The sequence below is a fragment of the Actinomadura harenae genome (assembly GCF_003696215.1).
Classification (GTDB): domain Bacteria; phylum Actinomycetota; class Actinomycetes; order Streptosporangiales; family Streptosporangiaceae; genus Spirillospora; species Spirillospora harenae.
The window spans coordinates 75,537-99,836 of the sequence record NZ_RFFG01000026.1 but is presented as its reverse complement, the minus strand read 5'-3'; the positions used below and the strand labels follow the sequence as shown (position 1 = coordinate 99,836).

General features: G+C 72.5%; 25 protein-coding genes, 1 tRNA gene and 1 pseudogene. 13 read left to right on the top strand and 14 right to left on the bottom strand.

The window, feature by feature from the left end; genetic code table 11:
• Nucleotides 1–144: 144 nt before the first annotated feature.
• Nucleotides 145–1,008 (top strand): rhomboid-like protein, encoded by an 864-nt coding sequence (locus EBO15_RS16925; RefSeq protein ID WP_199744593.1) that lies wholly within the window; start codon nt 145–147, stop codon nt 1,006–1,008.
• Nucleotides 1,009–1,060: 52 nt separating this feature from the next.
• Here EBO15_RS16925 and EBO15_RS16920 read toward each other — a convergent pair whose 3' ends face one another.
• The 3 genes from EBO15_RS16920 to EBO15_RS16910 are packed head-to-tail and all read right to left on the bottom strand — an operon-like array spanning nt 1,061 to nt 4,421.
• Complete coding sequence (locus tag EBO15_RS16920) at nt 1,061–2,008, bottom strand: VWA domain-containing protein (protein WP_122195349.1); 948 nt, start codon at nt 2,006–2,008, stop codon at nt 1,061–1,063.
• Nucleotides 2,005–3,384: a DUF58 domain-containing protein gene (locus EBO15_RS16915; RefSeq protein ID WP_122195348.1), complete on the bottom strand. Its 1,380-nt coding sequence runs from the start codon at nt 3,382–3,384 to the stop codon at nt 2,005–2,007. The genes EBO15_RS16920 and EBO15_RS16915 overlap by 4 nt, the downstream gene beginning before the upstream one ends.
• Nucleotides 3,384–4,421, bottom strand: a complete 1,038-nt coding sequence (locus EBO15_RS16910; RefSeq protein ID WP_122195347.1) for an AAA family ATPase — start codon at nt 4,419–4,421, stop codon at nt 3,384–3,386. Before EBO15_RS16910 ends, EBO15_RS16915 begins: the two co-directional genes overlap by 1 nt.
• 384 nt (nt 4,422–4,805) lie before the next feature.
• Between EBO15_RS16910 and EBO15_RS45340 the strand changes: the two genes are divergently transcribed.
• The 3 genes from EBO15_RS45340 to EBO15_RS16895 all read left to right on the top strand — a co-directional run bounded on the left by EBO15_RS45340 (nt 4,806) and on the right by EBO15_RS16895 (nt 8,305).
• Nucleotides 4,806–5,804 (top strand): hypothetical protein, encoded by a 999-nt coding sequence (locus EBO15_RS45340; protein WP_199744592.1) that lies wholly within the window; start codon nt 4,806–4,808, stop codon nt 5,802–5,804.
• A 73-nt stretch (nt 5,805–5,877) separates the two neighbouring features.
• Nucleotides 5,878–6,564, top strand: coding sequence for a LysE family translocator (locus EBO15_RS16900; protein WP_233616247.1), 687 nt, complete (start codon nt 5,878–5,880; stop codon nt 6,562–6,564).
• Nucleotides 6,565–6,637: 73 nt separating this feature from the next.
• On the top strand, nt 6,638–8,305 hold the full coding sequence (locus EBO15_RS16895) for a DUF885 domain-containing protein (protein WP_199744591.1): 1,668 nt from the start codon (nt 6,638–6,640) through the stop codon (nt 8,303–8,305).
• Between the two features lie 82 nt (nt 8,306–8,387).
• Here the strand turns inward: EBO15_RS16895 and EBO15_RS16890 are convergent, their stop codons facing one another.
• Both EBO15_RS16890 and EBO15_RS16885 read right to left on the bottom strand, forming a co-directional pair.
• Nucleotides 8,388–9,059: an alpha-ketoglutarate-dependent dioxygenase AlkB family protein gene (locus EBO15_RS16890; protein ID WP_199744597.1), complete on the bottom strand. Its 672-nt coding sequence runs from the start codon at nt 9,057–9,059 to the stop codon at nt 8,388–8,390.
• Complete coding sequence (locus tag EBO15_RS16885) at nt 9,056–9,937, bottom strand: TetR/AcrR family transcriptional regulator (RefSeq protein ID WP_122195345.1); 882 nt, start codon at nt 9,935–9,937, stop codon at nt 9,056–9,058. Before EBO15_RS16885 ends, EBO15_RS16890 begins: the two co-directional genes overlap by 4 nt.
• Nucleotides 9,938–10,069: 132 nt before the next feature.
• Here EBO15_RS16885 and EBO15_RS16880 point away from each other — a divergent pair, with 132 nt between their 5' ends.
• Nucleotides 10,070–11,617 carry an MFS transporter gene (locus tag EBO15_RS16880; RefSeq protein ID WP_122195344.1) on the top strand — a complete coding sequence of 516 codons (1,548 nt, stop codon included), beginning with the start codon at nt 10,070–10,072 and terminating at the stop codon, nt 11,615–11,617.
• A 293-nt stretch (nt 11,618–11,910) separates the two neighbouring features.
• Here the strand turns inward: EBO15_RS16880 and EBO15_RS45335 are convergent.
• Nucleotides 11,911–12,077, bottom strand: a pseudogene (locus EBO15_RS45335) (ISL3 family transposase); the annotation flags it as partial.
• A gap of 73 nt (nt 12,078–12,150) precedes the next feature.
• On the opposite strand from EBO15_RS45335, the gene EBO15_RS44235 reads away from it, so the two are divergent.
• The 3 genes from EBO15_RS44235 (at nt 12,151) to cofE (ending at nt 14,676) form a co-directional block, all read left to right on the top strand.
• Nucleotides 12,151–12,294 carry a hypothetical protein gene (locus tag EBO15_RS44235; RefSeq protein WP_158628260.1) on the top strand — a complete coding sequence of 48 codons (144 nt, stop codon included), beginning with the start codon at nt 12,151–12,153 and terminating at the stop codon, nt 12,292–12,294.
• A 10-nt stretch (nt 12,295–12,304) separates the two neighbouring features.
• A complete protein-coding gene (fxlM, locus tag EBO15_RS16870) occupies nt 12,305–13,534 on the top strand; it encodes a methyltransferase, FxLD system (protein ID WP_122195343.1) in 1,230 nt (409 codons plus the stop codon).
• 368 nt (nt 13,535–13,902) lie between these two features.
• On the top strand, nt 13,903–14,676 hold the full coding sequence (gene cofE / locus EBO15_RS16865) for a coenzyme F420-0:L-glutamate ligase (protein ID WP_158628259.1): 774 nt from the start codon (nt 13,903–13,905) through the stop codon (nt 14,674–14,676).
• A 227-nt stretch (nt 14,677–14,903) separates the two neighbouring features.
• Here the strand turns inward: cofE and EBO15_RS16860 are convergent, their stop codons facing one another.
• From EBO15_RS16860 to EBO15_RS16850, 3 genes are all read right to left on the bottom strand, one after another.
• Nucleotides 14,904–15,674 carry a GNAT family N-acetyltransferase gene (locus EBO15_RS16860; RefSeq protein ID WP_122195341.1) on the bottom strand — a complete coding sequence of 257 codons (771 nt, stop codon included), beginning with the start codon at nt 15,672–15,674 and terminating at the stop codon, nt 14,904–14,906.
• An 81-nt stretch (nt 15,675–15,755) separates the two neighbouring features.
• Nucleotides 15,756–15,977, bottom strand: a complete 222-nt coding sequence (locus tag EBO15_RS47075) for a hypothetical protein (protein ID WP_199744590.1) — start codon at nt 15,975–15,977, stop codon at nt 15,756–15,758.
• A gap of 266 nt (nt 15,978–16,243) precedes the next feature.
• Nucleotides 16,244–16,483 carry a hypothetical protein gene (locus EBO15_RS16850; RefSeq protein ID WP_122195340.1) on the bottom strand — a complete coding sequence of 80 codons (240 nt, stop codon included), beginning with the start codon at nt 16,481–16,483 and terminating at the stop codon, nt 16,244–16,246.
• A 565-nt stretch (nt 16,484–17,048) separates the two neighbouring features.
• On the opposite strand from EBO15_RS16850, the gene EBO15_RS16845 reads away from it, so the two are divergent.
• Nucleotides 17,049–17,121, top strand: a tRNA-Lys gene (locus EBO15_RS16845).
• Between the two features lie 424 nt (nt 17,122–17,545).
• On the opposite strand, the gene EBO15_RS16840 is transcribed toward EBO15_RS16845, so the two are convergent.
• Nucleotides 17,546–17,716, bottom strand: coding sequence for a recombinase family protein (locus EBO15_RS16840; protein ID WP_233616246.1), 171 nt, complete (start codon nt 17,714–17,716; stop codon nt 17,546–17,548).
• Between the two features lie 250 nt (nt 17,717–17,966).
• Here EBO15_RS16840 and EBO15_RS16835 point away from each other — a divergent pair, with 250 nt between their 5' ends.
• Together EBO15_RS16835 and EBO15_RS16830 are read left to right on the top strand one after the other, a co-directional pair.
• A complete protein-coding gene (locus tag EBO15_RS16835; protein ID WP_122195338.1) occupies nt 17,967–18,449 on the top strand; it encodes an RICIN domain-containing protein in 483 nt (160 codons plus the stop codon).
• Nucleotides 18,450–18,604: 155 nt separating this feature from the next.
• Nucleotides 18,605–19,243, top strand: a complete 639-nt coding sequence (locus EBO15_RS16830) for a hypothetical protein (RefSeq protein ID WP_122195337.1) — start codon at nt 18,605–18,607, stop codon at nt 19,241–19,243.
• A 49-nt stretch (nt 19,244–19,292) separates the two neighbouring features.
• Here EBO15_RS16830 and EBO15_RS44230 read toward each other — a convergent pair whose 3' ends face one another.
• On the bottom strand, nt 19,293–19,436 hold the full coding sequence (locus tag EBO15_RS44230) for a hypothetical protein (protein WP_158628258.1): 144 nt from the start codon (nt 19,434–19,436) through the stop codon (nt 19,293–19,295).
• 75 nt (nt 19,437–19,511) lie between these two features.
• Between EBO15_RS44230 and EBO15_RS47070 the strand changes: the two genes are divergently transcribed.
• Entirely contained in the window at nt 19,512–19,742 is a 231-nt protein-coding gene (locus tag EBO15_RS47070; protein WP_147481526.1) for a hypothetical protein, read from the top strand.
• A 145-nt stretch (nt 19,743–19,887) separates the two neighbouring features.
• On the opposite strand, the gene EBO15_RS16825 is transcribed toward EBO15_RS47070, so the two are convergent.
• Together EBO15_RS16825 and EBO15_RS16820 are read right to left on the bottom strand one after the other, a co-directional pair.
• On the bottom strand, nt 19,888–20,853 hold the full coding sequence (locus EBO15_RS16825; RefSeq protein WP_122195336.1) for a DUF4331 family protein: 966 nt from the start codon (nt 20,851–20,853) through the stop codon (nt 19,888–19,890).
• Between the two features lie 328 nt (nt 20,854–21,181).
• On the bottom strand, nt 21,182–22,117 hold the full coding sequence (locus EBO15_RS16820; RefSeq protein WP_233616245.1) for a DMT family transporter: 936 nt from the start codon (nt 22,115–22,117) through the stop codon (nt 21,182–21,184).
• Between the two features lie 71 nt (nt 22,118–22,188).
• Between EBO15_RS16820 and EBO15_RS16815 the strand changes: the two genes are divergently transcribed.
• Complete coding sequence (locus EBO15_RS16815) at nt 22,189–23,067, top strand: LysR family transcriptional regulator (protein ID WP_122195334.1); 879 nt, start codon at nt 22,189–22,191, stop codon at nt 23,065–23,067.
• A 242-nt stretch (nt 23,068–23,309) separates the two neighbouring features.
• Here the strand turns inward: EBO15_RS16815 and EBO15_RS16810 are convergent, their stop codons facing one another.
• The gene (locus EBO15_RS16810) at nt 23,310–24,287 is read right to left on the bottom strand and encodes an aminoglycoside phosphotransferase family protein (RefSeq protein ID WP_122195333.1); all 978 of its coding nucleotides are present in this window, start codon (nt 24,285–24,287) and stop codon (nt 23,310–23,312) included.
• Nucleotides 24,288–24,300: the final 13 nt, after the last annotated feature.

The following is a 24,300-nucleotide window of genomic DNA, read 5'->3' as shown; positions in this document are numbered from 1 at the left end:
CGGCGCGCCCGGCCCCGGGGCGGCGGCGCACCGGGACGGGCCAGGGGCGGGCGGCGTGCCGGGGACGCGCGGGTGCGGGCGTGGGGGAGAGTTGAGAACGTCAGCAGGCGGGGTAGGGCCGACGAAGTGAGGTCGGGGACGGACATGGTCGTCGCATTCATACTGGTCGTGGCCGGCTGGTACGCGCTGCGGGCGCTCGGACTGGCGTGGGGGCCGGCCCGCCGGATCGTCGCGGCCTGCGAACCCTGGACGCACCGCGCCCACACCTGGGCCCTGTCGGCGCCCGCCACGTTCACCTACGTCGCGGTCTTCACCGCGTCCACCCTCGTCCAGTTCTCCGCCCCGCCCAAGCTCATCGACCTGCTCACCACCCTCCAGAGCACCAACCTGCGGAACCTGCACCGCGCGCCGCTGCGCGCCCTGCTCGACAGCGCCCTGTGGGTCGCCGACAAGGGCGAGGGCCTGGCGATGTACGTGGTGCTGTTCGTGACCGTCGTCGCCTGGGCCGAACGCCGCTACGGCACCCCCCGGATCCTGCTGGTGTGGCTGAGCGGGCACGTCCTGGGGTCCCTGCTGACCGCCCTGGTCGAGACCCACGCCCTGGAGAACGGCCGCGCGCCCGCCCGCCTGGCCATCACCACCGACGTCGGCGTCAGCTACATCATGGTCGCCGGATGCGCCGCCGCCGTCCTGCTGATGCGGGGCCGGTGGCTCCTCTTCGGCATCGCCGGGCTCCTCTTCGGCGTCGTCGGGCCCGTCTTCTGGAACCACTCCCTGTGGGACCTCGGGCACCTGTTCGCCACCACCTGCGGCCTGGCCGCCGCCTGGGCCCTGCTGCAGATCGCCCCGGCCCGCACCCCGCCGGACCTGAGGCCCTGCCTGCCGCGCCCGGCGCCGCTGTGGGGCCGCCCGCCCGGCCCTCCGCTTCCCGGCACCCTCGGCACCGCCGCCCCCACCGGCCCCGCCCCGGACGGGGAAGGGCAGGAAATGCGGGACGACGGCCCCTGACCTTCGCCCCCGCGAGCGTCCTGGCGTGCGGTCCGGCGTGTGTCCTGGCGGGTCAGGGGAGGCGGGAGAACCAGGCGAGGGACGTGCCCGCCGCCGCCAGCGCGAACAGCAGCGCCACGCCCAGGAACCGGGCGGAGATGTCCCGATGCTCGGTCTTGAACCCCAGGGAACTGCCGATGTGGGTGTACACGTCGGTGAGCTGCCCCAGCGACTCCGCCTCGTAGGCGCGGCCGTCGGTGGACTCGGCCAGGGACCGCAGCGTCTCCTTGTTCACCGACACCCCGGTCGTCTCACCCTCGATGTCGACGGTGCCGTACGGCGTCCCGAACGCGATCGTGGACACCGGGACGTGCGCGGCGCGCGCCGCGTCGACGGCCTCCTGCACCGACCGGCCCGTGGTGTTGTCGCCGTCCGACAGCAGCACGATGTGCGCGGGCGGCGGGTCCTGGCTGGCCTGGGAGTCGAACGTCCGGACGGCCTGCAGGCAGGTGAACACCGCCTCGCCGATCGCGGTCCGCTTGGCCAGCACCAGCTGGTCGATCGACGCCAGCGCCGTCTGCCGGTCCGCCGACGGCGCGGCGATCAGGTTGGCGTTCCCCGCGAACGACACCACGCCCACGTTGAACCGGGACGGCAGCTCCCCGATGAACTTCTTCGCCGCCGACCTGGCCGCCTCGACCCGGCTCGGCGGGACGTCCTTGGCCATCATCGACAGCGACACGTCCACCGCCACCATGATCGTCGCCCGGTCGCGGGGGACCTTCACCGTCCCCGCGGGACGCGCGAACCCCACGACCATCAGCGTGATCATCACCAGGAACAGGCCCGCGCCGACATGCCGCCGCCACCCCGGGTGACGTGGCGCGACCTGCGACAGCAGCGCCAGGTTGGTGAACCGGACGGTGTAGCCGCGGCGGCGCCGCTGCAGCAGCACGTAGACGGCCACCAGCAGCGGGAGCAGCAGGAGCAGCCAGAGCCGTCCGGGGGACAGGAGGGTCATGCGTGGTCTCCCGCGGACGTGCCGCCGGTCGAAGGGGCAGAGGCAAACGAAGAACCGGCAACCGAAGAACCGGCAGAGGAGGAGCCGCCGCCAGCGGGGCCGGCGGCGCGTCCGGCGGACCGGCGCCGCCGCAGTGCGAACCGGGCGATGTCGGTGACCCAGTCACGGTCGGTGCGCAGCACCAGGTGGTGCGCGCCCGCGCGGCGCAGCGCCGCCCGGGTCGCCTCCCGCTGCTCCCGTGCCGCCGCCGCGTACCGCTCGCGGACCTTCCGCGACAGGTGGATCTCCTGCGTGGCGCCCGTCTCCGGGTCGGTCATCACGACCGGGCCGATGTCGGGAAGGTCCAGCTCACGCGGGTCGATGATCTCCACGGCGAGGACCTGGTGCCGCGCCGCGAGCCGCCGCAGCGGCCGCTCCCACGGCAATTCCCCAGGTGCCATGTCCGGGACGGGCGCCGCGTCGCCACGGCGGCCCCGTCCCCGTCCCCGGCCTGAACCGGCCTCGGCCGCGGCGGGCCCGGTGAACGCGGCGTCGGGGAGGAAGTCGGAAATGATCACGCGGAGGCCGCGGCGGGTCTGACCCCGGTGCAGCGCCGCGATCCCCGCCGCCAGGTCCGGCCGCACCCCACCGGGCAGAACCCCCGACAGCGTTCCCGGCGCGGAACCCGGAACGGCCTCCCGCAGGGCACCCGCGAGCCCGATCGTCCCACCCGGGCGCGCGGCCTCCGGACGATGCGGATCGGTGTCCAGCACGTCCTGCAGCAGCGCGTACAGCGCCGCCTTCCCCGTCCGGGCGGGCCGCCGCCGCAACCGGTCCCGGTCCAGCAGGTACGCCCCGACCCGGTCGCCCAGCCGGACGGTCAGGAACCCCACCGCCGCCAGGGCCGCGACCGCCAGGTCACGCTTGACCATCCGCGCCGTCCCGAAGCCCATGCTCGGCGTGAGGTCGGCCAGCGCCCACACCTCCAGCTCGTGGTCGGCGATCAGGTCCCGGACGTGCGGGGTGGTCGTGCGGGCCGTCACCGCCCAGTCCATGTGCCGGACGTCGTCCTCACCCGGCTGGTACAGGCGCGCCTCGGCCAGCTCGGTGCCCGGACCCGGCAGCAACCCCAGATGCTCACCGTTCAGCAGGCCGTCCAGGCGGCGCGTCACCGACAGCTCCAGCCGCCGCAGCGTCCGCTCCGGCACCAGCTCCGCCAGCCGCGAATCCCGCGGACCGGACCGCTCGGGCGCGGGCGGCAGCGGCGGCGCGAACCCCGGCCGCTGCCCCCACGCACCCTCACCTGCCGCGGGGGTGCCGGGATGGCCGGGGCCGTCCGCGCCCGGCACCGGATCGGACGGCGGCGGCGGTGTGGACGGGCCCGTGGCGGGAGGCATCAGGCCGTCACCTGACCGGCACCGGCCCCGGCACCGGCGGTCGTCCCCTGGTTCCACACCACGCGCGGCGGCGGCACCGCCGCCAGGATCTGCTCCACCACGTCCCCGGTGTCGACACCGTCGGCGAGGGCGTCGAACGACAGCACGATCCGGTGCGACATCACGTCCCGCGCGACCGCCCGCACATCGTCGGGCAGCACGTAGTCACGGCCGTTCAGCAGCGCCAAACCCCGCGCCGCGCCCACCAGCCCCAGCGTCGCCCGCGGACTCGCGCCGATCTCGATCACCGGCCGCAGGTCCGGCAGCCGGTACTGCTCCGGCTCACGCGTCGCCATCACCAGCCGCACGATGTAGTCGGCGACCAGCTCGTGCACCGACACCTCCTCCGCGGCGCGCTGCAACCCGATCAGCATCTCCGGGGTGAGGAGCGCGTCGGCCTCCGGCGGGTCCACGCTCATCCGCCGCAGGATCTGCAGCTCCTCGTGCGCCCCCGGATACCGCACGTCGATCTTCATCAGGAACCGGTCGCGCTGCGCCTCCGGCAGCGGGTACACGCCCTCGGACTCGATCGGGTTCTGCGTCGCCAGCACGATGAACGGCGCGGGCAGCTTGTAGGTGTGCCCGCCCAGCGACACCTGCCGCTCCGCCATGACCTCCAGCAGCGCCGACTGGACCTTCGCGGGCGCCCGGTTGATCTCGTCGGCCAGCACGAAGTTCACGAACACCGGCCCGAGCTCCACGTCGAACTGCTCGGTCGAGGGATGGTAGATCCGCGTGCCCACGATGTCGGACGGCACCAGGTCCGGCGTGAACTGCAACCGCGCGAACGTCCCGCCCACCACCCGCGCGAGCGTCCCGACCGCCAGCGTCTTGGCGACACCCGGCACACCCTCGATCAGGCAGTGGCCGCGCGCGAGGAGCGCCACCACCATCCGCTCGACCATGTGCTCCTGCCCGACGATGACCTTCTTGACCTCCGTGACCGTCCGCTGGAGCAGCGCGGCGGCCTGGTCGACGTCGTGGGCGGCGACGGTCATCTGCGGGTCCCTCACTGGATGGACGGCAATGGACGGACGGGCGGTGCGGCACGAGGCGCGGCGCCCGGAGCCCCGACCAGGGGCGGGACGGCGCCACCGAAACCTCCAAGGGCGCCGGCCGCGCGTCCCGGCGGGCCACGGCGGGCGGGGACGCCCCGTGCCGGTGCGGCCCCTTTTCCGACCTTACGCGATCACTCCGAGGGGTGTGGCGGGGAACACCCACCCTTGCCCTGCGGACACCATCCGGCCAGGCCCGGCACGATCGCCCCGGGAGCCCCACAGGAACGCCCCGCCCGGCGGCCGGCGCGACGCCCGCAGGGGCGGTCGGCGGCCGCCGCCACGGGCGGGATCCCGGAGCGGGCGGGTGTTGTTAGGCTGACGGACATGTCACGGCCGCTGCCCTCCGGGGATCCTGTCCGGGTGGGGCCGTTCCGGCTGACGGCCCGGCTCACCGAGAACGCGGCCGGGATCGTGTACCTCGGCGTGGACGACCAGGGACGCCGCGCGAGCGTCGCGGTCCTGTCCCGCGACGCCGCCTCCGACGCCGCCGCCCGCGACCGGTTCCGCGCCGCGATCCTGGCGGGCCTGGCAGGAACCTCTCACGCCCCCGGCCACCTCCCCGCGCCCATCCCCGGCGCCACCGGAACCGTCCCGGGGACCGCCGCGCCCACCCTCACCGACCCCACCCCCGCGCCTGCCCCGGCGGCGCCCGGAGCAGGGCCGGACCCGGGGGCGGGGGCGGCCGTGGACGGTCAGGCGCGTCCGGTGTTCGCCGCGCACGACGAAACACCCGGCTTCGGCACCGGACCCGCAGCCGCGCCCGCGCCCGTGGTAGGTGGCGGGCCCGGGGGAGTGGCGGAGATCCTCGCGGCGCAGCCCGACGGGCCCGCCCCCTGGATCGCGACCACCTTCGACGGCCACACGCCCGGCGCGGAACGGTTCCTCGAGCCCGTCGTCCCGCGCGGCGCGCTCCGCGGACGCTGGGGCGGCGTGCGCCGCCGCGGCCCCCTGTTCCAGCCGTACTGGGCGGGCGGCACCGGCGAACCCGCCCTCGAGGCCCCCCTGGGACCGCCGCTGCCCGCCGGGCCGCCCCCCGAACGGCCCCCGGAACGCGGCCTGGTCGCCGCGATCCTCACCCTCGCCGGAGTCCTGGCCGTCCTCGCGGTCCTGCTGCTGGTCCTGTTCGCCTGCCAGCCGACGGTGAAGACCCCGCCGCCGCAGCCCCCCGAACCGACCCTCGAGAGCCCGTCGGACACGCCACCGCCGACCACCCCGGCGACCCCGTCGCCCTCGCCGACGCCGACCCCCCGGGGCACCTCACCCGTGACCCCGGGCCCGACCGGCTCACCCGGCGACGACGGCGGCGGCGCCGGATCCGTCTGACGCCGCCCCCGGCGCGCCGGCGGGCCGCCGGGCGGTCTTGCCACGGGACGCGGCGCGCGGCGAGGATGCACCCGTGAACGAACTGGTGGCTTTCCTCGGCGCGGCGTTCCTCATCGCGATGGTGCCCGGACCCAGCACCGTGGTGATCGTCCAGCGCGCCGCGCGCGAAGGACGCCGCGCGGGACTGGCGACCGTCCTGGGGAACGAGACCGGCGTCCTGGCCTGGGGCCTGGCCGCCGCACTGGGACTGTCGGCGCTGCTGGTCGCCTCCCGCGTCGCCTACGACGTCCTGCGGATCACGGGCGCCGCCGTCCTGGTCTGGTTCGGGCTCCGGGCCCTCTGGCAGTCCCGCCGCGCGAAGCCCACCGCTTCCACGGCGTCCACGTCATCCGCGGCGTCTGCGTCGTCTGCGGAAGGGGCGGATTCGGAGGCGGCGGGCGGCGAGGACGCAGCGCCGACGGGCGTGGGACGGAGCTACCGGCAGGGCGTGGTGACCAGCTTCGCCAACCCCAAGGCCGGCGTGTTCGCCGTGTCGTTCCTGCCGCAGTTCGTCCCGCACGGCGCGTCCGTCCCCCTCACCCTCATCGGGCTGTCGGTGCTGTGGGCCCTGGTCGACCTGGCCTGGTACACGCCGATCGTGTGGCTCGCCGGCGGCGCCGGACGCGTCCTGCGGCGGCCCCGCGTCCGCCGCGTCCTGGAACGCGTGTCCGGCGTCGTCCTCCTCGGCTTCGGCCTGCGCCTGGCCACCGACTCCACCTGACCGGACCACAAGATCACGGACACGCGGAACGGGCACCGCGTGACCGCCCGCCGCCGGGCCCTACGCTGGGGAGATGATCACTTCCCTGGACGCGCTGGCCGACCGCCACGTCGACGAGATGGCCGCGCTGGACCCCTGCCTGGCCGCGATGATGGGCATCGCCGGGCAGGACGACCGGCTCACCGACTACAGCCCCGACGGCGAAGCGGCCCGCACCGACCTGGCGCGCCGCACCCTCGCCGAACTCGACAAGACCCCCGTCGACGACACGGGCGGGGCGCGGATCGCCGCCGCCGTCCTGCGCGACCGCCTCGAAACCGAGATCGCCCTCGCCGACGCCGGCGTCCGCGACCAGCTCCTCGACACCACCGACGGGCCCGTCCAGCGGCTGCGGCAGGCCGTCGAACTCCTCGACCAGGGCCCCGCGACCCGCTGGGAACCCGTCCTCGCCCGCCTGTCGGCGTTCCCCGCCGTCCTCGCCGGGCTCACCACCACCCTCACCGCCGCCCGCCAGCGCGGACGCGTCGCGCCGCTCCGCCAGGTCCAGCGCAACATCGAGGTGTGCCGGATCGCCCCCGCCTACCTCACCGGCCTCGCCGACCGCTACGCCCAGTACGGCGGCGGCCCCCTCGCCGAACCCCTCACGGCCGCCGCGCGCGCCGCCGCGGCCGCCCTCCACGACTTCGCCCACTACCTCGAAACCGAGATCGCCCCCCACGCCCCCGCCCACGACGCCCTGGGCCGCGACGCCTACGCCCTCGGCGTCCGCGACTACCTCGGCACCACCCTGGACCTGGAGGAGACCTACGCCTGGGGCTGGGCCGAACTCGCCCGCGTCGAGGCCGAGATGGCCGAGGAGGCCGCCCGGATCCTGCCCGGCGCGCGCGTCGCCGAGGTCATCGCCGCCCTCGACGCCGACCCCGCCCACCGCGTCACCAGCGCCGAGGCGTTCCGCCGCCACATCCAGGACCTCGCCGACCGCGCCATCGACGACCTGGACGGCACCCACTTCACCATCCCCGAACCGCTCCGCACCGTCGACTGCCGCATCCCCCCGGTCGACTCCGGCATCTACTACCTGGCCCCCGCCGAGGACCTCTCCCGCCCCGGCACCGTCTGGTGGACCGTCCCCGCCCCCGACGCCGACATGATCACCTGGACCGTTCCGGCGACCATGTACCACGAGGGCGTCCCCGGCCACCACCTGCAACTCGGCGCGACCACCCTCAACACCACCACCCTCAACCGCTTCCAGCGGACCTCCAGCGAACTCCACCCCGGCCACTGCGAGGGCTGGGGCCTGTACGCCGAACGCCTGATGGACGAACTCGGCTACTACCGCAACCCCGCCCACCGCCTCGGCATGCTCGCCGGCGGACAGCAGCTGCGCGCCGCCCGCGTCGTCCTGGACATCGGCCTGCACCTGGAACTCCCGATCCCCGCCGGGACCGGCTTCCACGAGGGCGAGCGCTGGAACGCCGACCTCGGCCGCGAGTTCCTCACCCGCCACGGCGGCGCCATGACCCCCGCCGAGGTCGCCTTCGAGATCGACCGCTACCTCGGACGCCCCGGCCAGGCCATCGCCTACAAGCTCGGCGAGCGGATCTGGCTGGAGGCCCGCGAGGCCGCCCGCCACCGCGACGGCGCCGCGTTCGACCTCCGGGCGTTCCACCAGCACGCCCTGGACCTCGGCCCCATGGGCCTGGACCGCCTCCGCGCCGAGTTCACCCACTCCGCCTGACGCCTCACCTCCACCCCACATCGCCCACGTCCCCCTCGGCCACCGAACCGGCCGAGGGGGACGCTCATTGGTGGGGGAGCGCTCACAGACCGGTGACGCGGAGCGTGAGGTTCAGGCGCCCCGCGCCCATGCCGGTACCGGACGGGCCCGTCCCCGGCAGCACCCGCGTCACCCCATGGAACGCCAGCCGGTTCGGCCCCCCGAACACCAGGACGTCACCCGACTCCAACGGCACGTCCCGCCACGGGCGCCCCCGCCCCTCCGGATTCCCCAGCCGGAACACCCCGGTGTCGCCCACGCTGAACGACACCACCGGCGCGGCGCTGCGCTCGTCCCGGTCCTGGTGCAGCCCCATCCGGGCGTCGGCGTCGTAGAAGTTCACCAGGGCCACGTCCGGATCCCAGCCGTCGGCCGCCGGATCCGCGGCCAACGCGGGGGACAGGCCGCGCGCGTCCGCCAGCGCCCGACCGCCCAGCTCCGCCAGCCACTCCGGGAACGGCTTCACCGGAACACCGTCGACGGCCCGGACGTACCGGTACGGCTCCCAGTGCCACCCCAGGCACACCGTCCGCACCGACATCACCCCGCCACCCGGAAGCCGCACCCGCCGCATCCCGGCGGGGCCACGCGCCCATTCCCGGCACGCCTCCACCAGCCGCGCCTGCACCCCGGGCCCCAGCCAGCCGGGAACAAGGACGACACCCGGCGCGAGTTCGGCAGGCGGACGCGGGATCAGCGCGTCCACGGCCGTCAGCGATCGGCGGGCCGCTGCCCGCTCACAGCATCCGCGTTCACGTCCGCGTCCGCGTCAGACGCGGTGTCGGACGCGGTGTCGGACGCGGCGTCGGACGCGGCGTCGCCGCCCGTGGCCCGCTTCGGGCGGGCGGGGGAGACCGCCTCGAGGTGCTCGCGGTGCAGCCACAGCTCCAGGCCGTCCAGGATCCGCTGCGCGCCGAACTCCGCGCCCTCCTCAGGACCGTCCCACCCGGCCATCTGGTCCCGGTTCTCCAGCCACCACCGCGCGTAGGCCGGATACCGCTCCGCCTGCTCCACCACAAACGGATCGAACCGCTCCAGCAGCTCCTCGTGCTCCAGGCCCAGCCCCTCGGTCGCCCGCTGGTAGGACGCCTGACCCGCCGCCGACCCGACCGCGTGCGACATCAGCACCGAACTCGCCCACGACACCGCCTGCCCGGAGAACCCCGCCGAGAGGAACACCTCGATGAACCGGTCACTGAACCGCAACGAGTTCGGGCCGATCGTCAACCGCGTCCCGAACAACCCGATCACCCAGGGATGCCGGACCAGCATCCGCCGCATCTCCCGCACGAACCCCGCCGCGGCCTCCCGCCACCTCACCTCCGGGCCCGGCAGCGGCACCTCGCCCATGATCTCGTCCATCGCGAGATCCAGCAGCTCGTTCTTGCCGTCCACATAGAAGTACAGCGACGTCGCGCCCGCCCCCAGCGCCGCGCCCAGCCGCCGCATGCTGAACCCCTCCAGGCCCTCGGCGTCCAGCAGCGCCACCGCCGCCGTCACGATCTCCCCCCGGCTCAGCTGCGGACGGCCCCGGCGCGGACGCTCAGGACGCATCCACACCGAGTCGCTGATCGGGTCGGTCTTCCGCGGCATCACACGTCCTTCGATCTCACCAGGTCCCCGGGCAGGGAGCAGGCCTTCACCCTACCTACCGTCGTACAGCGTGCGACGAGTAGTACAGTGTTCGAAAAATCGTGCACCGTACGATAGGAAGTGAGCACCCCCATGCCCACCACCACGCCGGATCCACGGCGCTGGCTCATCCTCGCCGTCCTCTGCCTCAGCCTCCTCGTCGTCGTCATCGACAACACCGTCCTGACCGTCGCGATCCCCTCACTCATCCGCGACCTCGGCGCCAGCAACGCCGACATCCAGTGGATCCTCGACGCCTACATCCTGGTGTTCGCCGGACTCCTCCTCACCGCGGGAGCCCTCTCCGACCGCTACGGCCGCCGCCTCGGCCTCATCACCGGCCTCATCCTCTTCGGCGGCGCCTCAGGCCTCGCCGCCTACGCCGGCGACCCCACCGAACTCATCACCGCCCGCGCCCTCATGGGCATCGGCGGCGCCTTCCTCATGCCCGGCACCCTGTCGATCCTCACCACCGTCTTCGACGACGACGAACGCAAGAAGGCCATCGCGATCTGGAGCTCGGCCCTCATGGTCGGCGCCCTCGGCGCCCCCGTCGCCGGCGGACTCCTCCTCCAGCACTACTGGTGGGGCTCGGTCTTCCTCATCAACATCCCCGTCGCGATCCTCGGCGTCATCGCCGCCCTCATCGTCATCCCCGAATCCCGCGGCCCCGCCAACCGCCCCGACCTGCCCGGCGCCCTGCTGTCCACCACCGGCATGACCGCCCTCGTCTGGGCCGTCATCAACATCGCCCGCCACGGCTGGACCGCCCCCACCGTCCTCATCGGCTTCGCGCTCGCCGCCCTCGGTCTCACCGGCTTCGCGCTCTGGGAACGCCACACCCCCCACCCGATGCTCCCCATCGCCCTGTTCGCCAACCGCAACTTCACCGGCGCCAGCCTCTCCATCGTCCTGATGTCCCTGTCCGCCGGCGGCCTCACCCTCGCCCTCACCCAGTACCTCCAGTTCGTCCTCGACTACACCCCCCTCAAGACCGGCCTGGCCTTCATGCCCATGCTCGTCACCGTCATCGCCTTCAACGGCATCGGCGTCGCCCTCGACCGCAAACTCGGCACCCGCGCCGCCCTCGCCACCGGACTCCTCCTCCTCGCCGCCGGATTCGGCCTCCTCGCCCTCATCCGCCCCGGCGACGGCTACCCCCACCTCGTCGCCGCCCTCATGGTCATGGGCGCCGGCAGCGGCACCGCCGGACCCGCCGCCTACGGCACCCTCCTCGCCGCCCTCCCCAAGGACCGCGCCGGAGTCGGCTCCGCCGTCAACGACACCGTCCAGCAGATCGGCCAGGCCCTCAGCGTCGCCATCCTCGGCACCGTCCTGACCACCGCCTACTCCCGCAACCTGCCCGACACCATCACCGGCCCCGCCCGCGAATCCCTCGGCGACGCCCTCGCCCTGGCCACCCGAACCCACGACACCGCCCTCGCCCACACCGCCCGCGACGCCTTCGTCCACGCCATGACCACCATCGCCATCGTCGGCGTCCTCGGCGGCATCGCCGCAGCCGCCGTCGCCTACACCGTCCTCCGCCGCCCCACCCCCCAACCCGCCACGGACCCAGACGCGGGAGAACCGGGAGAGCAGACCACCGCCCCCGAACCCACCCCGTCCACCACGGAATGACCCACCCACCTCCAGCGGACGCGCCCGGAAACCCACAACCCCGGGCCGTCCCACAGACACCACACGCCCCACCCGGCAGGCACCCGAACACCCCACACCACGAAACGCCCGCAGCCGGTCGTCGCCGTACGAGGGGATTCCGGGACGGGGGACCAGAGGGGCCAAAATCGGACGAACCGCAGGCAGATCTACATCGGATGGGGCGGCAAGTACGCCAGGAGCAGGGGGCGGCGCACTGAGAAGCGGCGCCACCGGCAGCACCGTCGTCGAGACCCGGCCCTGGACGACCTGAGCGCCCGCCCGGCCGGCCCCCGAACCACCGCGCCCAGTCGGCCGGTGAGCCTGCTCGTTCGACGCTGGTACCGCTCGAGCAGCCGGGCACCTGCTCACGGAACGTCTGATGAAGGCATCCCCGCGCCGGGCAGACCAGACGCCGCACCCGTACCGAAATCACCGCCCGCGCTCAGCACCACTTGGACGCTGCGGTCCGCACCGACGCCCGGACCCGGCTGGACGCTGGCGAGGTTGCGCACGTGGCGGAGTTCGACGTGATCCGCAGGCTGACCGGCGTCGGCGGCTACCTGCTGCGCCGCGCCCCGCACGATCCTCTGGCCGCCGATGTCCTGAGCTACGTGGTGCGTCCGACCGAGCCGTACCTTGGCGACGACGGCGTCTAAGGTCTCCACCATGACCACACTCAGTAATCACAAACCTACTGCAGGCGAGCTCCGCGCCGACCTGACCGCCAGGCTCGTCCAGCAGGGCCTCGTCGCCCCCGGCACCCCGATCGAGAGCGCGCTGCGGGAGGTGCCCCGCGACAGGTTCGTGCCCGGGGTGCCGCTCGCGGACGCCTACGCCGACACCCCCGTCTACACCAAGTACGACGGGACGGGCGCGAACATCTCCGCCGCGTCCCAGCCCGGCATCGTCGCGATGATGCTCGGCCAGCTCGACGCCCAGCCCGGCCACGCGATCCTGGAAGCCGGAGCCGGAACCGGCTACAACGCCGCGCTCATGGGCCACATCGTCGGCCCCGCCGGCCGCGTCGTCACCATCGACGTCGACGAAGACCTCGTCGACGGGGCTCGCGCACACCTGACCGACGCCGACGTCACCAACGTCACCGCGATCCTGGGAGACGGTGCCCTCGGCCACCCAGAGGGCGCGCCCTACGACCGGGTGATCGCGACGGTCGGCGCATGGGAGGTCCCGGCCCCGTGGCTGGAGCAGACCGCCCGCGACGGGCGCCTGGTCGTCCCCGTCCGGCTTCGCGGCACCGCATCCCGGTCCATCGCCTTCGAACGCACCCGGGACGCCTGGTCCTCGGTCGACAGCCGGCTCGCCGTGTTCATGCCGCTGCGAGGGATCGGAGACGACCCGCGCCGCACCGTCCACCTCACCCCCGAAAGCGACGTCGCACTCCAGATCCACAAGGACCAGCAGGCCGACGGAACGGCCCTCGCCGGCATCTTCACCACGCCCCGGCACGAGGCATGGACCGGCGCCCGCTTCGGTCACACCACATCCATGGAGTGGATGGAGCTGTGGCTGTCGCTCACGCTCCCCAACCCGCTGATGCGCATGCAGGTCCAGCCCGCGGCCAAGGAGCGCGGGACCGTGACGCCGCTGTTCGGCTGGGGCGCGATGGCCACCACCAGCGGAAGCAGCCTGGCGTACCTGACCTCGCGGCGCGGCCAGGAGGACGTCGAGGTCGGTGTCGTCGGCCACGGCCCCGACGGCGCAGCTCTCGCAGACCAGGTCGCGAACCAGGTCCAGACCTTCAACACGCATTGGCGGAACCGGACGGCCTCGTTCGCGCTGCCTGACCCGGGCACCGACCTGGGCAGCAGCACCCCCGGCACCGGCCGGTTCGTCCTCCAGCGCCCGCACCGGCCCATCGTGGTCACCTGGGAGTGACCACATGGATCCCACCAGGCCGACCGCGTGCCGACACCGTGCGGCGCGCACTCGAACCCCTGGACAGCCTCGCCCGTCTCCTCACCCGCGCGGGACGCGGCGGCGACGCCTACACGCTGCTGGCACGCCAGTACCCATCGGTCACCGGGCGCGCCGCCTCACCATCGACGGCATCGAGCCTCCTACCGACGAGCTCACCGCCACCGCGCGCGGCCACCAGGAGATCAACCGTTCCCCGAAACCTCACGCTTTGCCGCAGAACCGGTCGATCCAACATGACGGGCGCCCTGCATCTCTTGCCCGACACCTCTCGGCGCGAACGATGAAGACCTCAGCCCCGATCGCCTTCGAGTATGGCTGGAGCTCAGATGACCACCTGGGACATGCGCCTGCGGGCCATCCCCGGCATGCCACGCATCCACACCGGCGACGAGCTCGGCCGGCTCATCGCTGACGCGATCGCGTGCGACGGACATGTCCTTCAGCCTGGCGACGTCCTGGTCGTCGCGCAGAAGATCGTGTCCAAGGCCGAAGGGCGCATCGTGTCCCTCGACTCGGTCACCCCGGGCGACCGTGCTGAGGAGCTCGCCCACCGCACCGGCCGTGACCCTCGCCTGTGCGAGCTGATCCTCACCGAATCGCAGGACGTCCTGGCGATCTTCGGCCGCCACATCATCACTCTCGACAACCGCGGCATCGTCGACACCTCCGGCGGCGTCGACAGCAGCAACGCCGGCCCGTTCGCCGAGGGCTGGGCCTGCCTGCTCCCGGTCGATCCCGACCGATCCGCCCGCACCATCCGAGACGATCTCCACGCCCTCACCGGGATCCGCCCCGCCGTCATCATCTCCGACAGTCTTGGCCAGCAGTGGCGCGAGGGATCCTCCGGCGCCGCGATCGGCCTCGCCGGGATCGCGGGCCTCGAACGCCCCGTCCCAGGCGACAAGGACCTGGACGGCAACCCGGCCTGGGGCGACATCAACCGCGTCGACGAGCTCGCCGCCGCGGCATCCGCCCTGATGGGGCAATCCGGCGCAGCGACACCTGTCGTCCTCATCCGAGGCGCCACCTACACCCCCGACGAGAACGCGACCATGCACGATCTCCTCATCCGCGTCCCGCAAGCCCAGGAGCTGCTCTGACGCGTCCAATCGACCCCTGACCGCCACGCGGACGCGCCTCAGCCGAACCTCGGTTACTCGAAGGAGGCGTCGGCACTGAACGTCGCGCCATTGAGGACGGCTGCAGCCGTGAGGTTCAGCAACGTTTGTGCGCGGGTTCGAGTGACGGCTGTGGAGGCTGGGAGGCGGTGATGTCGATGAGGATCAGCGACGGTGGCGGGGGTGGAGTACGCCAGGTGCGCTGGTGATCAGGCCGGCGGCGACCAGATGTAGGGGGTCGTGGTGGTGATCGCGGTGAAGCCGAGACGCTCCAAGATGGGGCGGCTGTCGTCGGAGGCGTCGACGTGCAGGTATCGGTAGCCATGCTCGGCGGCCAGGCGCGCTCGGACGGCCACGAGGGCCCGGTAGATGCCCTGGCCTCGCCACTCCTTCAGCGTCGACCCGCCCCAGAGGGATGCGAAGACCCCGCCCTCGATGAGCTCCACCCAGGCCGCGCCGACGACCTGGCCGGCGGCTTCGGCTGTGAAGATCGCCAGGCGGTCGGGAGCGGCGGCCAGACTGCCGGACAGGTGGTCACTGATGAAGCCGCAGTCGCGTTCCCAGACCTGCGACTCCATCGCCACGATCGCGGGGATCGCCTCGCGGCCGACCCTGCGGATCACCACGCCATCGGGGGCGGACGGTGCGGTCAGTGTGTCGGAGATACCGCCGATGACGACCGTCTCGGTGGGGTCGGCGACGAATCCCGCGGCTCGCAGCCGGTCGGGCAGGTCATGAGGGAGGTCGTGGCCACAGGCCTTCCACTCCACGGCCTCACCGCGGCCGCCGAAGAAGGCGATCTGCGCGGCGATGAGAGCTTCGACGTCATGGCCGGACAGGTCGCGCGGCCCGGTGACGAAGCCGCGATGCTCCCCGACGATCCGCAGCAGCGGACCGTCCCGCTCGATCCAAGCGCCCAGTGCCGGGACGCCTGTTCCGCGCAGATGCTGGTCATAGGCGGCCAGAAGATCTTCACTCATCCGGCCGAGAGTAATGACGCGCCGTCCGGGTGGCGACGGCATTTCCACGCCCTCGATCCACCCACGCTTGAAGGCAGCGTCTCAGCCGGCAGCACGAGCTCGGGCGCGGGGCTGGGCAAACCGGTGGGAGTCGGCGCCGGTCTCGATGATGGTGCCGCCGAAGGCTTCGTTGGGAGCGACGGCCAGGCTGTTCTTCTCCTCGCGCTTGGTGAGAACCCGGAACAGCAGTTCGGCGCCGCGGCCGTAGCGGGCGATGGTCTTGATCAGCGGCTTGTCGTCGGCCGCCTCGACCAACTCGTTCACCAGCTTGGTGGCCAGGGCGTGGATGGTGGCGGGGTCGATGCCCGGTTGGCCTCGAAGTCGAACTCGCGCGGCGACTTCTGGCGGGGGAAGGCGGCGGCCTTAGGGCGGCTGACCGGACTCCGGCGAAGGATCAGCCCGGTCCCCGGCTGCCCTTATCCCGCCCACGGCCTATCGCGGCGTGCCACCGGGGGCTCCCGGCCGCGCCCCGGCGGCCGGTCCGCGGGGGCGACCCCCGCAGGACCCCACCGTGGCACGGCCGGGAAACCTCACCCGCCGCTGCTCGGCCAGGGCTCCTCCTTCGGCGGGGCGAAGGTGCCACCGCCGGGGTAGAAGTCCTCCTTCGGCGGGGCGAAGGTGCCACCGCCGGGGTAGAAGTCGTCGCTCGCCGGAGCGAACCCGCCCTTGCCCGGCCATATCTCCTCACCCGCGTGGGCGGGGGCGGCGGCCAGGCCGAGGCCCACGGTCGCCGCCGCGGCGGCGATGAGGATCTTGAGGTGTGCGCGCATGCTTCTCCCTTGCGCCGGATGCCGGATGCGGGGGTGCACGGCCGGGGACGGCCGCTCGGACCCAGCCTTGGAGGCGGAGAATTGTCTGACAACCCCCACCCACCAACGCCGGACAAACACGCACGGGCCGCGCCGCCCCGGCCGTCGTCGACGCATCGGCGACCGATCTGCGGGCGTCAGCGCGGCAGTCCCCAGATGAAGAAGGTCGCGAAGAGGATCTCCAACCCGAAGACGAGCGCGAACGCCGCGCCTCCCGTTGGGGGGCGACCGGAATACGGGAGAAAGGGGCCGCGGGGATGGCCTGGCGTCGCGGTCTTCGGAGCTGGCGTCGCTTCCGAAGCTGACCCCAGCCCCAAGGTAGCGATGCGCTAAGTCACGGTCGCGTCCCAGCTCGCCCTGGCCCACGCCCGTGAACCCGCCTGCATCCTCGTCGACGAGTGGAAACCAGCTCCGCGAGCACCTCGAGCTGCCGGAGCGCGGGTGCGGGGTCCGCACCGGGCGGAAGGTGACTGACACTTTGTGTGGTTGGGCACCGTTGATCTTTCGGTGGAGCTAGCCTGAAGGGGTCCGATTAGCTCAGTGGATAGAGCACCCGTCTCTTCGGCGGGGGGTCCCAAGTTCGAATCTTGGCTCGGACACTCAAGCTCCATCTGGACTTCGCGGGCCCCGGCTCCGGAGTCCAGTTCTTTTTGGGCGCCCGCACCGCGGCGGGCCGAGGTGGGCCTGCCCCCACCAGGAGCTCAGCCGGACACCGACTTTGGGGCTGGGGTCAGCTTCGGGAGCGGGACGCCGAGCTGGTCGCTAGCTTGATCGGCCATGGGCTTCTTGGGGGCGGCCGGAATACGCCGGAAAGACACCGTCAGAGCTAGACGCTTGCCCCGTGCTAGTGGCCACTGAGACCTGGGGGTAGGCGGTCAAGATCTAGCGGTGTACGGCCACCGGGAACGGCATTGGGCGGACGCGGTGTTGGTGATGGACGGTCAACGGGGGCGTTGACGGGCGGCCATGGCCTGGTGGTGGGCGGACGGGGAAAGTGGAGGTCCGGGCCGCGGCTGGGGTTGATCAAGGGGACCCCGCTTCGCGTGAACACGCCCCCTTGATCAACACCAGCCGGTCCAGCGAGGGCACGACCGGGGTGTCGCCGGGCCGCAGGTAGTCCATCGCCTTGATCAGCTCGTCGCGGTCGGCGTTCTTGCCGGATTGCTGGTCGGCGAAGATCCGGATGCAGCCCACGCCGGTGAGGGCGGCGCCCCGCCCAGCCCCGTTCCTCAGCCCCGAGAATCGAACGTTTTACGACACGCCTCGCCTGGCGGTCCTCTCGGGGCAGCCGGCGGCGTAACCGCAGCTACAGAGCTGCATGTCACCTATAGGAGTCAATAGTGACCCTTCGTAGCCTGTCACTCATCGATGGTGACGGGGAGACTGCGAAGCGCACCACGGGCGCCAACCGCCATCCCACCTCGGAACCCGATAGGAGAGCCTCATGCGCTTCATCATCTCTTCCGCGTTCGCCGGCGTGACGGTGGCGGGTCTGGCGGTGATGAGCCCGGAGGGAACGGCGGCTGCTGCGGCCGACCCGCCGCCGCGGTCCGTCGTCAGTGTCAAGACGCCGTACGGGTGCCTGACCAACCACAGCGGCCCCCACGCCTCCATGCGCAAGTGCGCCCAGGGCTCCCGCACCCAGCAGTGGGTATGGACCCCGGGCCCCGACAAGTCCGTGCTCCTGCGCAACGTCGCCACAGGCCGATGCCTGGACGGCGACAGGACCGGCTCGGTCTACACCTCCCCCTGCAAATCCGACAACCGCTACGAGCAGTGGCGCACCAGCGGCCCCGACAACAACAAGCAGTTCTACAGCGTAGGTACCGGCCGCTACCTGCGCGCTAACGCCTTCAACAACCTCTACACCGTCGTCCTGGGCGAAGGAGCCCTTCCCACCGGTTTCGCGGTCGCCCGAGTCTCCTGACGCCGGGAACGCCAAGCCCGCCCCTCGTCGGCACCTCCACGCGCCCCCCCGGGCCCCGGGGCTGAGGCTGCCCCTGCCCCCGAGCGCGGGTCAGGGTCCGCCTCCGTTATGCCGTGGCGGAACCCGGGCCGTGGTCTCGGCTGCACCGTTACGCCATGGCGGACACCAGCGTGGACACAGGCCCGAGGCGGTGTGCGAGCGCGGTCTGCTCCAAGCTGCTGCCGCCCGACGCGGGCCCACGCCGCCGGTACTGCTCACCGGCCTGCCGCCAGGAGGCCCATCACGCCCGGCACCGCTACGCCGACCCCACCTCCGAGCAGACCCGGCACCGACGCGCCTGGGCGTCCCGCCGGGCCGAGGTCGCCGACGCCGCGGCCACGCTGCGTCTGCCCCTCTCCGACCTGACGACCAGGATGACCAGGATGACCAGCGACACCGACGGCCGCCGCGGCGCGATGACCGCGGCCGCCGCCGAGGTACTGGCCGCCCCTCGGGAACGGCGGCCCCAGCCCGAACCGGAATCGGAGGCGCAGACCGGAGGCGGCCATGGGGGCGGCTGGGACGACACCGACGCGTGCCTTTGGCGCGATGAGGGCCGATGGGGACTGACCGGCCTGGACGGCGACATCGAGGCGCCCGAGTTCGGCTGCTCGGCAACAGCTTGCGCCCCAGCGACACCACCGGGCGCCCAAGCCGCGGCCGCCGCAGCCATCACCGCGATCACCGGCCGTGCCGTCACCGGCTGGGACCGGGACGCATGGGCCCGCTCGGTGTACGGGCCCGCCTCCTGGTAGGCGTCCTTCTCCCGAACGTGGCGATTCGGGCTCGGGACGAGCCCCCGCGTCACAGCCTCTGGAGCGTCCCGTTGACGCACTTGTAGTACGAGCTCCTGATGTGGAGGACGGCTCCCTCGGGGGTGGTCTGGCCGTAGCCCAGCTTGCAGTCCGCGAGGCCCGGGGCACTCGCCGCCTTGGCCGCGGTCCCCACGGCCCGGGACTCGGGTCCGTGTCACCCAACCTACTTTGGGGCCGGTGGCACGGACCCGAGTCCCGGGACTTCCGGGTGGTGGCGCCGTCCTGGGACGAGTCGCTGGGGCGTGTGATCGCGTGTCTGGACACCACGCTCCGGTGGATCGGGGCCGCGCCGACGTATCTGCTGACCGACAACGCCAAGACCGTCACGGTCCGGCATGTGGCCGGGGTCGCGGTCGGCCGTCCGGGGCCTCCTTGCGGGTCGGCCGGAGTCGGGGTGTGGGGTAGCGGCTCGGGGCGGGCCGGGGCGCCCAGCCCGTGATTGCTCAGGGTGGGTTTCCCCGGCCCGCCCGCTCTACGCGGCCCTGCCGAGCACCGCGGGGTACGTGCGTGGGTGACGTCCGTGTGACCGGCTCGGAAGGGACGCGATGGGTCCCATTCACTGGGAAGGCGTCGGCTTGCTCATGTCAGCCGTGCTGGTGCGGGTTCCCCAGGTAGGGGAAGTCGGCGAGAAGGTCGGTGTGGGGCCGCAGCCCGTCGTGGGGCACGGCGCCGCCGCTCAGCTGGGCGATGCCCATGTTGATGACGTCGTCGGTGAGGTTGCGGCCGTTGGGGAATCCTTCGCCGCTGGTGTAGTCGTAGGTGAGGAGGTCGGGGAGCAGGCTTTCCGCGAGAGCGGCGGCCCGGTCGGCGGGGTGACCGGCGTGCTCGAAGACGTGGGTGAACTTGCCGAGGAATCTCTCGCGATCGTGAGACGGCTCCTGCTGGTTCCAGACCCGCTTGTCGTCGTCGTCCTGGTTGAAGTTGTTGTCGATCCCGGGCCGCCCGGCCCGGTCGCCCTGGACGAGCCGGCCGTCATGGGGGACCAGGACCCTGGCCCAGACACCGACCCGGGGGTTCGGGCCGAGCGCACTGTTGGGGACCTCCAGCACGATGCCGAACACGTTCTTGTCGGCGAAGAAGTCCTTGCCGGTCCACTGGAACTTGTCGGTCGCGCCGACCGGGTCGGCGAAGAACGGGTCGCTGCGGAGCCCGGCGAAGAACCTGAAGCCGCCGTCCGCGGTGACCTGCGGTTCGGAGCCGAAGGTCACCGGCGCGTCGGCAAGGATCGTGTCCCCTGCGTCGAGGTCGGCGGCGGCGTCCCGGCCGGTCGCCAGTTGCACGCTCGCGGTCTGTCCGTTGTCCCGCACGGGGGAGAAGCGGACGCGGAAGGCGATGTCGGTGACCGCGTCGCCGTCGGTGTCCACACCGAGCTCGTAGACCGACTCGTGGTCGACGGCGTCGTCGGTGATCGGCGAGGTCGGATTGACGTCGACCGCCAGGATGGTCTTGCTCACATCGCCCGGCTTCTGGAAAACGTAGAGGTCGGTGATGTGGCTCCTGGGGTCCATGCTCGTGGGGCTGATACCCAGACCGGAGACGTGGTGCGCCATGCCGAGGCTCCTATCAGCTTGCGGTGCGGACCGGGCCCGCCGCCGCTGTCCGCTGCGACAGGTATATCGATCTCCTGCTTCGATGGGCCTGGGGCCGGGTAGCCGGAACCGGCCAAGTAGTACGGCAACCGGGGCCTGCTCTGCCCCTCACCCCACTCGCCTACTGCCAGGCGCGGCAGGGCCGACGACGCGGGACCACTACGCCCAGATCGCCGCTTCCGACTCCACCGCCGACCGGGAGGGGGAGGAGCGGCTGTCACGGGAGGTCGGTCCCGTACAGACTCCTCGTCCGGAAACCGGTCGTGTCCGCGGACGTCTCGCCGGGAGGTCAGGCACGACCACCGGTGGCGGGGACGCGCGGCCGCTCGTCCCGCGGTACCGCCGCGCGCCGGGGTGCCCGAGCGATGACCACGCCCGCGAGGATCAGGAGGCCGCCCGCCGCCGTGTTCCAGCCGATCGGCTCGGACAGGAGCGTCGCCCCGAGCATCGTGGACCACAACGGGGCCACGTAGGTGACCGTGGCCGCGACCGTCGAACCGGCGCTGCGGATCACCGCGAGGTTGAGGACGTAGGCGACCCCCGTGCCCGCGGCGCCGAGGACCAGCAGGGCCGCCCCGGCGCGTGGGCCCGGCCAGGTCGGCGCGCCGCTGATGAGCGGGGTGAGCAGGGCCAGTTCGGCCGTCGCGCACCCGATCTGCATGGCCGACAACCCGGCCGCGGAGGCGCCGTGCCCGGAGAAGAACCGCTGGGTGTAGGCGAAGCCCGCCCCGTAACAGATGGTCGTCGCCAGACAGGCCAACGCACCGGCGACAGTGCCGCCTTCGATGCCCTGCCACACCCCGAGGACGACGAGGACCCCGGCGAACCCGGTCAGCAGGCCGAACAGACGCCGCCCGGTGAGCCGCTCCTGCGGCACCAGAGCAGCGGCGAACATCATCGTGGCGAGCGGCGTCGTCGCGTTCCAGATCCCGGCCAGCACCGAACTCACCTGCGTCTCCCCGTAGGCCAGCAGCGTGAACGGCACGGCATTGAGCAACGCCGCCACCACGAGCGCGTGCCCCCACAGCACAGGTTCGCGAGGCGGCCAGGTCCGGCGGATCGCGCAGATCCCCAGGAGAGCCAGGGCGCCGAACAGGCACCGCCACAACGCGACCCACGCCGGGGCCACCCCGGCGTCGACCGCCACCTTGATCAACGCGAAACTGGCCCCCCAGATCGCGGACAGGGCGACGAAGCCGGGCATCCATCGGAACGTGTTCAGCACAGGCCGCATCCTGCGGACACCTGCCATCATGAGTCCAACAAGTAAGCACGCGCGCCCCATGAGGAAGGCTCATGAACATCAGCTTGCCGCAGCTCCGCGCCTTCCTCACGGTGGCCGAGGAAGGCAGCTTCAGCGCCGCAGCCGACGCGCTCGGGGTCAGCCAATCCGCCGTTTCCCACTCCGTGGCCACGCTGGAACGCGCGCTCGGCAGCCCCGTGCTGACCCGGCACGGGCGCCCGCAGCCGACCGCGTTCGGCGACCGGATCCTCGCCCACGCCCACGCCGCGATCGCGGCCACCGCCGCCATCTGCGACCTGGCCGCACAACGCGACGGACTCCCCGCCGGATCACTCCGGCTGGCGGCCCCGCCGACCGTGTGCCAAGGCCTGCTGCCCGGACTGATGATCCGCTGGAAGGCCGACTTCCCCCGCGTGGAGATCGCCCTCTTCGAAGGCGAGGACGACGAAGTCGCCGACTGGCTCACCAGGAACACCGTGGACCTCGCCGTCCTCGTCGACCCGCCCCCAGGCCCGGGCACACCCATCGGACGCGACGTCTTCCAGGCGGTCCTGCACCGCGACCACCCGCTCGCCGGCGAACCCGCGATCGACGTCGCCGACCTCGACGACGACCCCTTCCTCCTCTCACAGGGCGGCTGCGAGAGACACATTCAGGAACTGTTCCGCCGCGCCGGTACACCGCTCGCTCCGACCCACCGCGTACGCGAGCTGGGAACCCTGCTGGCCATGGTCCGGGCCGGCATCGGCGTCTCCATCGTGCCCGGCCTCACCTTGGCGATGATCGACCCGCAACTGGTCCTCGTCCCGCTCCGGCAGCACCTCGAACGCACCCTGGTCCTCACCGGACCACCCCACCGACCCTGGCACCCGGCCGCCACCGCACTCGTCAACGCCACCAGCACCACCAAGCCCCTGAGCACACCCGCGTGATCGTGATCTGACCAGGGCCGTTGGGTGATGGCGGATGGGGGAGCGGAGGCCCCGGTGGCATGGCCGGGCCCCCAGGGGGACGACCACCGACGCCAGCCGCGGCACACGCTCCCATCGGTCAGCCCTGCAACCCCGGTATCGGCGGGCGGTCAGTGGACCTGTGCCTGTGCCCCGGCGACGGCGGGAGACACCGTCGAGGCACGCGTGTCTCGAGGCTCCCCTCACATCCACCGGCATATACCTTACTTTGTAAAGGCCCGGGGCGGGTTCAGTGCCTGCTTAGCCACCAGCATGAACCTCCTCTCGCCACCACCAGGGGGCCGTGGTGGTGGTCGGTGACCGGGCCACCTCCGAGGACGTTGTTCAAGGTTGTCGTGGCGCTGCAGCAGCCGAACACGGGCGTGCTGGGCGTCGAACTCGGCGGTGCGGATGCGGCGCTGCTTCCACAGCACCGCCAGCCAGCGCAGGGCGCAGGTGCGCTGGGCGGCCAGGAACAGGTGCCGGTCGCCGGGCGTGACTCCCAGGTCGGGCAGCAGCACGATCCAGGTGCTGTCGGGGATCTCACGGGCGCTGATGTGCTCGATCAGGTCCGCGGCGTCGAAGACTTTCGTGCTGTGCCCGCTGTACTCGAAGTCGACGCAGGGCGAAGTGTCACCGTCGCGGAGCCAGTTGAGCAGGTTGGAGTCTCCGCGGGAGAACACCCCTGGGGCCGTGGTCTGGCTCAGGAGTTCGGCGTCGCCACTGTCGTGCCAGGCGGTGAGCAGAGCCCTCATGGCCGGAGTCAGGGGACCGTCCTCATCGTCTGCCAGGAGCGCCGGCCAACTGCCGGTGAGACGCTTCATGTAACGGGGGACCGAGTCGACACGCTCGAGGTCGGCGAGCAACCCGGACAGGGGCACCTGCTGCAGGCGACGAGTGGTGTGGGCGAGGCCCCTGAGGGCGGCCTGGTGGTCGGCGCTGTCCAGGAGCGGCGTGCCGTTCAGCAGCGTCATGCCGATGGCGGGGACGTTCTCGTTGCTGTTGAGCCACAGCGGGCGGGGGACACCCCTGACCCCGTGCTCGGCGAGCAGGGTCAGGGCCGCCCACTCGCGGTCGACGCGGCGGCGGTGGTTGCCCTTGGCGTAGAGCTTGATGCAGATGGGGCCATGATCAGGGTCGTCCCAGGCGTAGACGTGGTTCTGGAAGCCGCCCGCGAGCGGCCTCAGACCGTGGCACTCCAAGGCCGCAAGGCGA